Raw genomic sequence first — 12,719 nt, 5'->3', positions numbered from 1 at the left:
TCGTTTTGAACTCGGCGCGTAAGGCGGGCCTCTCCAGTCACATTTCTTGCCGAGCAACCTTCCCTTATCGGTTAAGCGTAAAGTACCGCCGCCCGTGAGCGGCTAGCAGTTGATGAGTGCTGGCTAGGCTCTGCCTTGCGCCGAAGGAAAATAGTGGTCGAGGATTGAACGCATTTTTTTCATCGTGAGGAGCTTGTCGAGTATGCCGGTAATGGGTAGGCGCTGGATGCAGTATAAGTCCTTGACCAGCAGTGTGGTGGTAAGCAGAGCAATGATGGTGGCTTGCCGCTGCGCCAAGGTCAACTAACTTTTAAATCAACCTTTCAACTATGGCCAACGGGAAGAACTTGGGCGCAGTGGCAATACCGGTTCAGCAATTGCGCCTCGATGCCCTGCCGACGGGCGAAAACAGCTAGCAATTGAAACACGGGCGTGAGTAGGTTCCCCAGCCCTGGTAGGCGCGTGTCGCTCATGATAGCGCACACGGCCAGATGAACAAGGCTTTTTGGCAAACCCTTGTCGTTGTAGAGGCCGTCGACGGCTAGGCCATAGAGAATGCGTAAGGTGTTTTCAAATCCCTCGTGCCCTGGTAGCACAAGGTTTTAAAAGGTGATAGGCGTATCGCCGGGGTTGAAAAAACGGTGTGCCTCCCCGAGCTTGACCATGTAGGATTCGCCGGGAGCCAATAAGAACTTGCGTTTCTTGTCAAGTTCGAGCCCTAGCGTTCCAGTGATGGCAGTAAAGGTTTCGGTGTAGGTGGTGTGGTAGTGCAAGGCGTTACCGCCGCCGGGTAGTAGGGTGATTTCCAGCTCGCTAAGTTGCCCGGCCGTCTCGGCCGTTGTTCGCACAAAGGTGAGCGTGTCCTGCTGAACTGGATTGAAAATAGCACGCTTCACTAAGCTGATAAAGGGAAAAGAGAAGAGGGGGAGCAGCCGCCAGTAGGAGAGAGGACTACAATTTGGTGCCGGACTGGAATGAGCCGTTGTCCACTGCTTTCAGGTACTTGATTAGGCCGGCCATGTAGGTTTGCTGGTCGTCGTAGAGGCTCATGTGGCTGCCGTTGGGGCATATAAGCGAAGTGCCTTGCTGAACCTGCGTGGCAATCCAGGCCATATGCTCGGGGTCCATGGTGTCGTACTTGCCACCGATAGTGAGCACCGGCACGGTGAGCTGAGCTAGGTCGCGGGTACGGTCCCAATGCGTCAATTTGCCGGCTAGCCCAAATTCACTAGGCCCCTGCATGGTCACGTAGAGCGACTGATTGATTTTTCCCAGAGAACGGTTCAGCGGCTCAGGCCACTTGGCCAGGGGAATGCGGCAGATATGCTCCTGGTAAAAATTAGGCAGCAGCAACTCCATGTAGCGCGGATTTCCAAAATCCTTTTTGGCTTCTAGCTGCCGGATTTCAGTTAGTACTTCGGGCTTCATCTGCTTGGCCAGCACTTCGTTGGCGTACTTGCCGTAGGCCGGGCCGCTCATCATCATATTCGAGATGACGAGACCTTTCAGGTTTCGCTGGTACTTGAAGGCGTATTCGGCCGCTAGAATGCCACCCCAGGAGTGCCCGAGCAGGTAGAAGTTATCCTTGTTCAGGTTCAAGGCTTTGCGCACCTGCTCGACTTCCTCTACGTAGCGCGGCAGGCTCCACATAGCGGTGTCCTTGGGGTTGTCGGAGTTGCCGCAGCCGAGCTGGTCGTAGTAGATGAACTCGATACCCTCTTGGGGCAGAAAGCTTTCCAGGCACTCGAAGTACTCGTGCGTGGCGCCGGGGCCGCCGTTGAGTAGCAGCACCTTGAGGCGTGGGTTGTTGCCGAAGCGCTTGGTCCAGACGTTGAACGTGCCCTTGGGTGTGGTGATGGGAACAACCTGCACGCCGCCCGTTTGCACGCCCGTGCTACGGGATGTGAAATAGCCGCTGGTAGTGGCCGCAGTGCCTGGAGTAGTAGAGGAGTTGGCTTGGCAAGCCGCGAGTATGCTCGCGGCGCCGAGTACTGCGCCGACGGAGCGCAGGAGAGTAAGTGGCTTCAACAGAAATGAATTTACGACCAGCCTAACTGGTCAGTGGAAAGTAAATTCGAGACTCCAACTACTTGGCAGATAGTTGAGAGTAGAAAGCCCCCGTGGCACAAGGGGTTAGCGGGCTACCACAGGAGCACGTCAGCTCTTGGGAGTGCTCCGAAAAGGCGTTGAGCTTACCAGGTGCTCGAACTAGTAAGGCTTTCTTAGCTTGTAACTCAAGCTGTAGCCAATTACTGGCGATGTTCGTGCACTGGCATTTTGTTAAGGTGAAAGGTGGCCGTGAGCAGCACCGTATGCTGCCAGCGCACGCGCCGCGGCTCATAGCCTGCCCACCAGTTCCAGTAGAGCGCCTGCGCCGTGATACCCGACCTAGAGGCGAATTGCAAGCCGGCTTGCGAGCGGACCTCCTGCAGCCAGGCATCAGCGCGGTACACGAAGGGCTCGGTGTTGAGCACCAAACTCAGGTGCGAATTGAGCGGGGGCACGATGCCGACCAGGGTGCGCACCCGGTAGATGGGCAGCCGTTCTTGCCCCCCGTAGCGTGTTGGTGTAAACCAGAGGCGGTCCAGCCCGGCCAGCCACGGCGGTGGCTGGGCTGCTTTTTTGGTGGTCCTCCCGCTGCGCTTGGTTGCGCCACCGCTCCATCAGCCAAAACACGTCGGGTTTGTCAAGCTCGGTGTAGGCTTGGGCCATGACGTTGCCGGCCGAGTTGAGCGCGTTCGTAACGTACTCGCTAAGCGCTCGGCGGAAGGCGGCTTGGTGGGTCGGCAGACGTATGTTGCTTCGTTAGCATGGAGTCAGGGGTGTTGTGGTTAGAACAGAGACCTCCAGACGTTTCGCCTACCCCCTCTGGGGGGGTGTTGGTGACAGGCTGTGCCGTGAGCAGGGGTGGAAAAACCTAGGTGCGGCGGGTGTTACAGGCTAGCAGCACGGTGCCGCCAGCCTGCTTGTGGCTAGGTGATGGCGGCCACTACTGCGCCGCTGCCAGGCGCCTCGTGGCAAGCCTGAACAGTGCAAAAGTCTGCGCAGCTAGGCCGCTGCTTTGTCTGATTTTCGACAAAACGTGTTCATTGCATGATTTTTTGATTTTGTATTGACAATCAAGTATTTGTGAATAAAAAAACCGAGCCTGCGTAGGGCTCGGTTTCAATTTTCAAACACCACTGTTACAATAGTTTTAGTGGGGTGCGTACTGCGCCCGATACTCGGAGGGCGAGACTTGATAGCGGGCCCGGAAGCTGCTGGAAAAGTAAGACGGCGTCGAATAGCCTAGCTCGTAGGCCACGTCGGTGATGGTGCGGGACTCGTCGCGCAACAGCTCGCCGGCCTTGGTCAGGCGCAGGCCCTGAATGAACTCCGTGACGCCCATGCCTAGCACCGCTTTCACTTTGCGGTAGAGCTGCATGCGCGTTAGGTTCAAGTGGCGGGCCACGTCCTCCACGCTCAGGTTGGTGTCGCTCAAGTGCGCCTCTACGGTGGCCGTGAGGTTGGCCACGAACTGCTGGTCGGGCGTCAGCGCGGCTTCGTCCAAGCGAAACTCGCGGCGGAAATGCGCGCGCTGGCGGGCACGGTTGGCCAGCAGAGTGCGCACGCTTTCGAGCAGCAGCGCGGGATTGAAGGGCTTGGTCAGGTAGAGGTCGGCGCCGGCTTGCACGCCTTCCACCTGCTGCTCGGCCGCCCCGCGGGCCGTGAGCAGCACCACCGGGATGTGCGAGGTGCGCCAGTCGGCCCGCAGCTTCGTGACAACTTCCAAGCCGCTGAGGCCCGGCATCATCACATCGCACACAATGAGGTCCGGCACCAGGTCGGTGGCCAAGCGGAAGCCGGTGTGACCATCAGTAGCGCTCTGCACCTGAAAATCGGTGTTCAGCTTGCGCGTCAAAAAGCCATTAACCTCCGGATTGTCTTCAATCACGAGCACCAACGTTTCGCTGTCGGCGTTGGCTGCTACCTCGGCCTCGGGCGCCAAGTCGTGCAGCATGCCTTCCGGCTCCTCGAGCCAGCCGGCCGCCGGCTCCTCCCCGGCATCAGTGGCCAGCAGCTCGACCGGCAACTCGCGCGGCAGCGTTACGGTGAATGTGCTACCCCGCCCCGCCAAACTACTGAAGGTGAGCTCGCCCTGGTGCAGGCGCACCAGCCCATGGGCCAGCGCCAGGCCAATGCCGGAGCCCTTGGTTTCGGTTCCTAGCCCGCTTTGGTCGCCCTGGTAAAACCACTCAAAAATGTGCGCCCGGTCCTGCTCCGAGATGCCGCGCCCCGTATCGGCGATGCTAACCTGCACGGACCGCCCCTCGTCGGCAGGTTGCAGGCTGATGGTAATCGTGCCCCGGTCGGGCGTGAACTTCACCGCGTTGGCAAGCAAGTTGAAGAACACCTTGTCGAGCAGATTGGTATCGAAGGAAGCCAGCAACTCGGGCTCGGGGCTCAGCAGTTGCAGCTCGATGCCGCGCAGCTGCGCCGGCTTCTCGAACACTTCCACAATCTCGCGCACGAAGGCCACCAAGTCGCCCCGGGTGGCCCGCACGGCCATTTTGCCCACTTCAATTTTTCGAAAATCCAGGAGCTGATTGACCAACTGGAGCAGCCGCCGGGTGTTGCGGCGCATCAACGTCAAATCCTGCCGTTGGTCCTTGGTCAGCGTGGAGCCGCTGGTAAGCAGCTCTTCTACCGGCCCCATCAGCAGGGTGAGCGGGGTGCGCAGCTCGTGCGAAAGGTTGGTGAAAAACCGCAGCTTCGCTTCCATATCGGCGCGCGCTTGCTGGGCCAGGGCCTCCAGCTGATTGCGCTGCATCATAATTTCCTCGTTCTGGCTGGCCAGCTCGCGGTTGATGCGGTCGTTCTCCTCGTTGCGGCTGGTCAGCTCCTTGTTGATTTTATCGTTTTCCGCGTTTTGCAGGGCCAGCTGCCGGTTTATCTGCCGGTTCTTGCGGGCTGAATGCCACGCCAAGGCCCCTAGGGCAAGCGCCACCACCAGCGAGGCCAGCAACCCGAACACGGCCCGGTGCTGCGCGGTGTAGGCGTCCTGTAGCTGCTGCATGATGCCCTGCTGCCGCTCGATATCGCGCTGCTGTCTGACCGTTTTATCGGTCTGCTGCCGTATTGTAGCCGCGTTGGTCGAGTCGACGACTAGTGTAGCTAAGACATTTTCCCGCTTGAAGGGCTGCTTGGTTAGAATCCTAGCTGCCAAGCGAATAGCATCTTCGCCCGCGGTCGGGTACAGCAGCGAAGCCGTCAGCTCGCCCCGCTGGATTAGTACCGGGTCCAGCCCGTCGACACCAATGATGCGCACTTGCCGGGTGCGGCCCATTTGCTGCAGCACGGCGGCGGCCCCCCGGCCCATGGCGTCGTTGTGCGCAAAAATGAGCGACACCTCGGGATGCGCTTTCAGGGCCGCCGTGAGGGGCGGTTGCACCGCCGTTCGGCTCCAGTTGCCATTCACCGTGGCTACCAGGTGCAGGTTGGGAAACTCGGCCAAGCCTTGGCTGAAGCCTAGGTGCCGGTTTTTAGTAGCCGGCGACTCGGCCGTGCCGAGAATCTCCAGCAAACTGCCGCGCTCTTTAAGCAAGCGGGCGGCGTAGCGGGCGGCGGTTTTGCCAGTTTGCAAGTTGTCGCCTCCCACAAAAGCGGTGTATTGGGTTGAGGCAATCCGCCGGTCGAGCAGCACCACCGGGATGCCGCGCTGGTAGGCCTCCGCCACGACCGGGGTCAGGGTGCTTGCTTCCTGCGGCGAGACAATGAGCAGGTCAATGTTCTCGCGCAGCAGCTCTCGAATTTGCTGCTGCTGTAGCTGGCTACTGCTGCGTGCGTCCGTCATGCGCAGCTGCAGCTCGGGGTGGAAGCTCAGCTCCCGATCCATGCCCGCCGTGACGGCCTGCCGCCAAGTGCCGTCCGTGCTGCACTGCTAGAAGCCAATGCGGTAAGTACGGGGTTTGGTTGGCCCACTACAGGCACTTAGTAGGATGAGAGGTGCCAGGCACCATAGTAATCTGTTTAGAATATTCTCAGTCAAGCCCTTGCATTATCCTCCTAAGCCTGAAACGATGACAGTGTTTATCAAAGATATGTAATATAAAATAGAGAGAATAATCAGCTACTGCCAGGCCCCCACGAACCATTACCTTCAACCAGCTAACATTTAGCTAGGAAAGGAGGCCTTATAGCCGAGCAGCATTCGAGCAGCATTCGTGACCAGGTTCAACGGTTGCATATAGTTGCTTTCTTGACTGGAATGGCCGCTAAAACTTGATTCAGAGCGGTTTGCTACAGTTGCTTTATTAAGTGCTTGTAGGTCAGGTGATACGTTGGCAACTGTTTTCGCTGCTGTTGATTTGAGCAGTGGACTTCGATGAGCCATTGAGTCCAATAACTACTTGCCTTCTACGCTAAGTAAACCGAGCCGGCGCTCCGGTCAGTTAGGCGAGTCTTAGCCCGTAGCGGCCCCGAGCTAGGCGAGAAAAACCACCAGCTACGGTGTCCCACGCAGGTTGCGTTTGGGAAAAGTGCCGGGCACGGTGCCGGTCTTGATTTTGTAGCGAAAGAGCCCACCGGGGTAGTGGTCTTCCTCTTTTAGAAATTCCTGGTCGCGCTGGCTGAGCCAGAACGTTTGCGTGTAGGGAGCTCCGGCCGGGGTAAGCCCTTGCGTTACCAGTTTCCAGCAAGCCACCGGCCGGCCGCCTGGCACGGCCAGCTCCTCCCAGCCCGTCACGGTGTACACCACGTAGGTGGGTGGGTTGCTGCCCGCGTCGTGGAAGGGGATGGCAAAGCGCTTGCCGGCCGCCAGGGGCAGCAGCTCGAAGGTTTCAATATCGAGGTTCCAGTTGAAGGCGGGGTGCCGGAACGCCAGTTGGTACGCCTGCGCCGAGTTGCCCGGCACGCTGTCGGCCCCCGCCACCCCGGTGGGGCTCCAATTGTAGACTTTGCGCCGGCCCTTCACCGTTTCGGCGTGGTAGAGCGGCGCAAAGTCGGCGGCCCGTACCAGCGAGCAAACTTCGCGGTAGCTGCTCGTGTCGCTGCCGTACCAGTGCTGGCTAATTTGAAACGCCGGTTCGCCGCGCAGCTGGGTAATTTGCAGCTCGCGCCGCCACAGCCAGAAGCCCAGCATCTTGGGCTGGGCCGGATTCAGAAAATACACCAGGTACTGTCGGGTGCCCGGTTTGACACGGGCCGTTCGCAGGCGCCGGTCGCCCACCCGAATGGTATCGGTTTGCTGAGCGGCGGCGGGCTGGACCAGGAGCAGGGCGGCCAGCCCCGGCCCGCCGAGCAAGGCGCGCCAAAGGCTACCCGTTAGACTGCGGGTTCGGCTGGGTTGGGTGGCTGGGTGGGTAGCGAGGTGCCGGACTAACCCAAGAGCTTTGTGAAAGAGGGCCATAAGCAAGAGCAGTGAAGGAAGGAGAATGCCGGCAAAGCAAGGTCCGCTGCCTCATCCTTGTGGAGTTATTAGACGCTTGCCGGGCTTTTTTCGGCCACCCGAGGTGGTTTATCGGCCGTTGCTGTTTAGCGGAATTTTCGACGATGGTCGAAAAATCAGCCCGGACGGTCGAAAAAAGCCCCAGCCGTGCCGGAAGGCCGGTTGCAAACCGGTATGTTTACTTTTTCAGCAGCGGCCATTTGCAGGGCGGGCCGCGTCGAAACGTCGCCGCGGGTAATACCAAGCCAAGGGGTTGCCCACGCCATTTTCTTTGCTTGCCCAGCGAGCCGTTGCTTACTACCTGGCCATGAAATCTGTTTTTCCTCGCTACCGAGCCGCGGCACTGCACCTCTCGTACTGGAGTATCTACTTTTCCTTTTTTCTTTATCAGTTCGGGCAAGAGTATCCGCGGCGGCAAGTGGTGCTGGGGCTGCTGGCGGCGCTCGTACTGAACGCCGCACTGGCGTACCTGCACTATTTTTACTTGCTGCCCCGCCTACTGCGTAATCGCCGGGTGGGCCGCTATTTGTTGCTTTTTGCCGGCCCTTACGCGGCCGTGGTCGCCTTGCGTGTCGTGGCCGACCGCCACCTGCTAGCCACGGCCGTCAACCACCGTTACTTGTATTCCACGGCCCACACCTGGTCGGTAGCAATTGGGGTTCTGTTTGTCACGGCCTTCGTGGCCCTGCTTTATTTCGCTGTCCACTGGTTTGCCCTCGAAGCCCGCGCCAAGGCCCTGGAAAACGAGAACCTGACCGCCGAACTGCGCTACCTCAAGGCGCAGCTCAACCCCCACTTCCTTTTCAACACGCTCAACAACCTCTATTATCTGGCTTATAGCCGCTCGGAGCGCACCCCCGAGGTGGTCGCCACCCTGGCCCAAATGATGCGCTACATGCTGGAAGAAGCCAACCGGCCGGCCGTGGCGCTAAGCCGCGAAATCGACTACCTGAGCAGCTACATCCAGCTCGAAAAGCTGCGCCTCAATCACCCCATTCCCATCACCCTGACCGTGGCCGGGCAGCCGGCCGGCCGGCTGGTGGCCCCGCTTATTTTCATGGCGTTCCTGGAAAATGCCTTCAAGCACGGCGTGAGCACCACCACGAGCACCGCCTGGGTGCGGGTGCATTTCGATTTGGTCGGCCCGGACTGCTGCTTCACCGTGGCCAACAGCAAGCTGCCCGCTGCCGCCCCGCCGCCGGGGCCCGCCGGCGCGGGCCTGCCCAACGTTCGCCGCCGCCTAGCCCTGAGCTACCCCAACCGGCACGAGCTGCACGTGGAAGACTTGCCCGACGAGTATCGTATTTGCTTACGCCTGACCTTATGAACCAGCTTTCCTGCCTGCTAGTCGAGGACGAGCCCCTGGCCCGCCAGCTGCTGACCGACTACGTCGGCCAAGTGCCTTACCTCCAGCTAATCGACGCCTGCGCCACCCCCACCGCCGCGTTTGCGGCCCTGGCCAAACACCCGGTGGACGTGCTATTTCTCGACGTGCAGATGCCGGAGATGACCGGGCTAACTTTTCTGCGCCTGCTGCCGCGCAAGCCGCTAGTTATTCTGACCACCGCCTACTCCGAATACGCCCTGGAAAGCTACGACCTCGACGTAATAGATTACCTGCTTAAGCCCATCACCCTCGACCGGTTTTTGCGGGCCGTGCACAAAGCCTACGCCCGCTGGGAACCCGCCAGCGTTGCCAGCGCTACCCCGGTTAAACCCGCTGACCCCGCTTACCTGTTCGTGAAGGACGGCGTCCAGCTCATTAAAGTTTGGTGGGCCGACGTGTTGTACGTGGAAGGCCTGCGCGATTACGTCACCCTCCACACCCGGCAGCGCAAAATCGTCACCCTGCAGCAACTCAAATCCCTCACCCAGCAACTGCCCGCCGACCGGTTTGTGCGCATTCACCACTCCTGCATTGTGGCCCTGGATGCCATAGACGTGGTGCACAAAGACAAGGTCCAGATTGGCGAGCGGTATCTGCCCGTGAGCACCACCTACGCCAAAAGTTTCCGGGAGGCCGTGGAGCGCCACCGCATTTAGGCTTTAGTTGCAAGCTCCTACCTAGGACGCCGCTGCGGAGCCAGGAGGCCAGCCGCGTTTCAGAGGCTCTGCTACTATTGGTGTTTACTACTGGCTGGCCATAGAACTACTTCTAGGCCAGCCTTTAGCAACCCCACCGGCTGGCTGCGGGGTTGCTCTTGCCAATGTTAATGCTACTACTTAACGTACTTGAATACGGCGCCAACGCAAGCACTTTGCGTGTGGCAGGCAGGCGGGCTTGCCGCGCAACCGGTACTGCGTTAACAAAGCCATTGATTCAACTTTTTCACGAGCACAGGACTGCCTCGGCGCAGGCACTGCGCCGAGTTGGGCAACACCTAAGCAAGGGCTATGCGCCTAGTTGCTAGGCACTAAATTACCTCGACCATCGCCTTTATTTTCTGGCCCGGCACGGTTCGGAATTTGTTTCCTTGTTACCTTACCAGTCATGGCAGCGTGCCACAATAGCTTCCTTTCCACTTCGGCGTATGAAAAAACTTCTTCTTTCCACCACATTGTTACTTGTTGCTGTCGCGTCTGAGGGCCAGGATTTCAAGTACCAGACCCCCCCTAAAGCCCTGCAGGATCTGCTCTTGGCGCCGCTCACCCCTCGCGTCAGCCTCGCGTCGGATGGGCGTACCATGGCCCTGCTGCAAGTGCAGGATTATCCTACCGTGGCCGAGCTGGCGCAGCCCGAGTTGCGCCTTGCCGGCCTGCGCATAAATCCGCGCACCAACGGGCAGAGCCGGGTGAGCTACGCCGTGGGCATCAAGCTGAAAACCTTGCCAAACGGTGCCGAAATCGAAGTGAAAGGTTTGCCAGCCCAGGCGCGCATCAGCGACGTGAACTGGTCGCCCGATAACAAGACCATTGCCTTCGCGCTGACCGTGCCCGGCTCCGGCACCGACGGCCGCGTGGAACTTTGGGTGGCCGATGTGGCCGGGGCTACGGCCCGCCGCCTGCTGGCTACGCCCCTCAACGACGCCTTTGGCAACTCCTTTGATTGGGTTTCCGATAGCAAGACGATTTTGGCTTGCACCGTACCCGCCGGCCGGGGAACTGCCCCCGCTGCCGATGCAGCGCCCACCGGCCCGGCGGTGCAGGAAAGCGGCGGCGGCATAAAAACGGCGGCCCGTACCTACCCGGATTTGCTGAAAAACCCCGCCGACGAAAAGCTGTTCGACTACTACGCCACTTCCCAGCTCGTGAAAGTGAACGTAGCCGATGGCAACACCCAGCCCCTGGGCCAGCCCGGCCTGATTCAAACGGCCTCGCCCTCGCCCGATGGCAAGTACGTACTGCTGCGCACTCGCCACCGGCCGTATTCCTACACGCTGCCCATCAGCCGGTTTCCGCAGCGCATCGACGTGCTGGACCTAACCACCGGCGCGGCGGTGAAATCGGTGGTTGACTTGCCCTTGGCCGACGCCGTGCCCATCGGCAACGATGCGGCGCCCACCGGTCCGCGTAATCACGCGTGGCGGGCCGATGTGCCGGCTACGCTGTACTACGTGGAGGCCCAGGACGGCGGCAACCCCAAAACCAAAGCCGACATCCGCGACAAGCTCTACACTTTGGAGGCACCGTTTACGGGCGCTCCCCAGGAACTGGCGGCTTTACCCCTGCGCTTTGGTGGCCTGAGTTGGGGCACCAGCCAGCTGGCTTTGGTGGGCGGCTACCGCTGGGCCGACCGCCACGAAACCACCTGGCAGTTGAATCCTAGCAAGCCCACTGCGCCGCTTACCGTGCTGTTCGAGGGCTCGTCGGAAGATAAATATAAGGACCCGGGCACGCCGTACGAGCACCGCAATGGCCAGGGCAAATCGGTGCTGCTTACGGGCGGGCCCACGGGCCAGAGCCTGTATCTGCTGGGCGCGGGGGCTTCGCCCGAAGGCGACCGGCCTTTCGTGGACGAGCTGGATTTAAGCAGCAAGAAAACCATCCGCTGGTGGCGGTCCCAAGCCCCCGTGTACGAGGTGCCCGTGGCCATTATCGATGCCAGCGGCAAAAACCGACAGCTGCTCACCCGCCGCGAGTCGCTCACCCAATCGCCGAACTACTACCTGCGCGACGCCACCAAAAAAGACAAGCTCACGGCCGTAACCAAATTCCCGAACCCGTACGCGGCGTTCGGCGGCAGCTTTCCCAAACAGGTGCTGAAGTACAAGCGCGCCGACGGGGTGGACTTGACGGCCAACCTTTATTTGCCCCCGAACTACAAGAAAAGCGACGGCCCGCTGCCCACGCTCATGTCGGCTTATCCGTTGGAATTCAAAGATAAAAACACGGCCGGCCAGGTGAGTGGCTCCCCGTACACCTTCACCCGCCTGGGTGGGGGCTCGCCGGTATTTTGGGTTACCCAGGGCTACGCCGTATTGGAAAATGCCAGCGTGCCGATAGTAGGGGAGGGCAGCAAAGACCCCAACGATACCTACATCGAGCAACTGGTGAGCAGCGCCAAAGCCGCCATCGACGAAGGGGCGCGCCTGGGCGTAGTGGATGCCGACCGGGTAGGCGTGATGGGCCACAGCTACGGGGCTTTCATGACGGCCAACCTGCTGTCGCACTCCAACTTGTTTAAAGCGGGTATTGCTCGCAGCGGCGCCTACAACCGGACCCTCACGCCCTATGGTTTCCAGGGCGAAGAGCGCAGCTACTGGCAGGTGCCCGAGGTGTACAACGCCATGTCGCCGTTCAACTACGCCGACAAAATGAAGACCCCCCTGCTGCTCATTCACGGCGAAGCCGACAACAACCAAGGCACTTTCCCGATTCAGAGTGAGCGGTACTTTTCCGCGCTGAAAGGCCAGGGTGCTACCGCTCGCTACGTGGTGCTCCCGGCCGAGGCGCACGGGTACACGGCCCGTGAAAACCTGCTCCACGTGCTGTGGGAGACGAATGCCTGGCTGGATAAGTACGTGAAACCATCCAAGCCGGCAAACTAATACGGCAAACAAAGCACACGCTGAAAGTGCCAAGCCTGAACTACCGAGTAGTTCAGGCTTTTTTGCATATGCCTGTCGACCTGCTATTGCCAACCTACTAACGGGGCCGTGAACCCTACGCAAGGTCAACCCGGACTACGGCCTGCTGTAGCTCCCTACTAGAAGAATCACCCCTCGACTATTACTCAAGCCATAAAGAGAAATACGTTCCTCGATACCACTGTTGCGGCAGTTGCTAAAAAAATGCGCCGGCAGAACTGGCTTGTAATAGTGCAATATAAAGTAGCTAAATCCTTCTTTTATAT

General features: G+C 59.8%; 11 protein-coding genes and 1 pseudogene. 3 read left to right on the top strand and 9 right to left on the bottom strand.

All coding sequences use genetic code 11. The features are described 5' to 3' along the window. Positions 1-123: 123 nt before the first annotated feature. From P1X16_RS20610 to P1X16_RS20570, 9 genes and pseudogenes are all read right to left on the bottom strand, one after another. Positions 124-297, bottom strand: coding sequence for a hypothetical protein (locus P1X16_RS20610; protein WP_277233174.1), 174 nt, complete (start codon positions 295-297; stop codon positions 124-126). Positions 298-323: 26 nt separating this feature from the next. Further along, on the bottom strand, positions 324-596 hold the full coding sequence (locus tag P1X16_RS20605; RefSeq protein ID WP_277233172.1) for a hypothetical protein: 273 nt from the start codon (positions 594-596) through the stop codon (positions 324-326). A 6-nt stretch (positions 597-602) separates the two neighbouring features. After that, positions 603-896, bottom strand: coding sequence for a cupin domain-containing protein (locus tag P1X16_RS20600; RefSeq protein ID WP_277233170.1), 294 nt, complete (start codon positions 894-896; stop codon positions 603-605). 55 nt (positions 897-951) lie between these two features. Continuing rightward, positions 952-2,028 carry a proline iminopeptidase-family hydrolase gene (locus tag P1X16_RS20595; protein WP_277233167.1) on the bottom strand — a complete coding sequence of 359 codons (1,077 nt, stop codon included), beginning with the start codon at positions 2,026-2,028 and terminating at the stop codon, positions 952-954. A gap of 221 nt (positions 2,029-2,249) precedes the next feature. Further along, on the bottom strand, positions 2,250-2,525 hold the full coding sequence (locus tag P1X16_RS20590; protein WP_277233164.1) for a hypothetical protein: 276 nt from the start codon (positions 2,523-2,525) through the stop codon (positions 2,250-2,252). A gap of 671 nt (positions 2,526-3,196) precedes the next feature. Further along, positions 3,197-4,549 carry an ATP-binding protein gene (locus P1X16_RS31335; protein WP_346771259.1) on the bottom strand — a complete coding sequence of 451 codons (1,353 nt, stop codon included), beginning with the start codon at positions 4,547-4,549 and terminating at the stop codon, positions 3,197-3,199. 21 nt (positions 4,550-4,570) lie between these two features. After that, positions 4,571-5,899: pseudogene (locus P1X16_RS20580) on the bottom strand (substrate-binding domain-containing protein); the annotation flags it as partial. Positions 5,900-6,484: 585 nt separating this feature from the next. Next, positions 6,485-7,387: a hypothetical protein gene (locus tag P1X16_RS20575; protein ID WP_277233162.1), complete on the bottom strand. Its 903-nt coding sequence runs from the start codon at positions 7,385-7,387 to the stop codon at positions 6,485-6,487. Positions 7,388-7,542: 155 nt separating this feature from the next. Further along, entirely contained in the window at positions 7,543-7,692 is a 150-nt protein-coding gene (locus P1X16_RS20570; protein WP_277233159.1) for a hypothetical protein, read from the bottom strand. A 41-nt stretch (positions 7,693-7,733) separates the two neighbouring features. On the opposite strand from P1X16_RS20570, the gene P1X16_RS20565 reads away from it, so the two are divergent. The 3 genes from P1X16_RS20565 to P1X16_RS20555 all read left to right on the top strand — a co-directional run bounded on the left by P1X16_RS20565 (position 7,734) and on the right by P1X16_RS20555 (position 12,414). Beyond that, on the top strand, positions 7,734-8,753 hold the full coding sequence (locus P1X16_RS20565; protein ID WP_277233156.1) for a sensor histidine kinase: 1,020 nt from the start codon (positions 7,734-7,736) through the stop codon (positions 8,751-8,753). Continuing rightward, positions 8,750-9,469: a LytTR family DNA-binding domain-containing protein gene (locus P1X16_RS20560; protein ID WP_277233153.1), complete on the top strand. Its 720-nt coding sequence runs from the start codon at positions 8,750-8,752 to the stop codon at positions 9,467-9,469. The genes P1X16_RS20565 and P1X16_RS20560 overlap by 4 nt, the downstream gene beginning before the upstream one ends. 488 nt (positions 9,470-9,957) lie before the next feature. After that, entirely contained in the window at positions 9,958-12,414 is a 2,457-nt protein-coding gene (locus P1X16_RS20555) for a prolyl oligopeptidase family serine peptidase (protein ID WP_277233150.1), read from the top strand. Positions 12,415-12,719 lie beyond the last annotated feature (305 nt).

This window comes from Hymenobacter sp. YC55 (assembly GCF_029433095.1).
Taxonomy (GTDB): domain Bacteria; phylum Bacteroidota; class Bacteroidia; order Cytophagales; family Hymenobacteraceae; genus Hymenobacter.
The sequence above is the reverse complement of the archived record's forward strand: the minus strand, read 5'-3'. Positions and strand labels throughout refer to the sequence as shown.

Coding starts and splice junctions, on each gene's coding strand:
- P1X16_RS20560 (WP_277233153.1), top strand. CDS start 8,750: ATGAACCAGCTTTCCTGCCTGCTAGTCGAGGACGAGCCCCTGGCCCGC.
- P1X16_RS31335 (WP_346771259.1), bottom strand. CDS start 4,549: ATGGCCGTGCGGGCCACCCGGGGCGACTTGGTGGCCTTCGTGCGCGAG.
- P1X16_RS20565 (WP_277233156.1), top strand. CDS start 7,734: ATGAAATCTGTTTTTCCTCGCTACCGAGCCGCGGCACTGCACCTCTCG.
- P1X16_RS20575 (WP_277233162.1), bottom strand. CDS start 7,387: ATGGCCCTCTTTCACAAAGCTCTTGGGTTAGTCCGGCACCTCGCTACC.
- P1X16_RS20570 (WP_277233159.1), bottom strand. CDS start 7,692: ATGGCGTGGGCAACCCCTTGGCTTGGTATTACCCGCGGCGACGTTTCG.
- P1X16_RS20555 (WP_277233150.1), top strand. CDS start 9,958: ATGAAAAAACTTCTTCTTTCCACCACATTGTTACTTGTTGCTGTCGCG.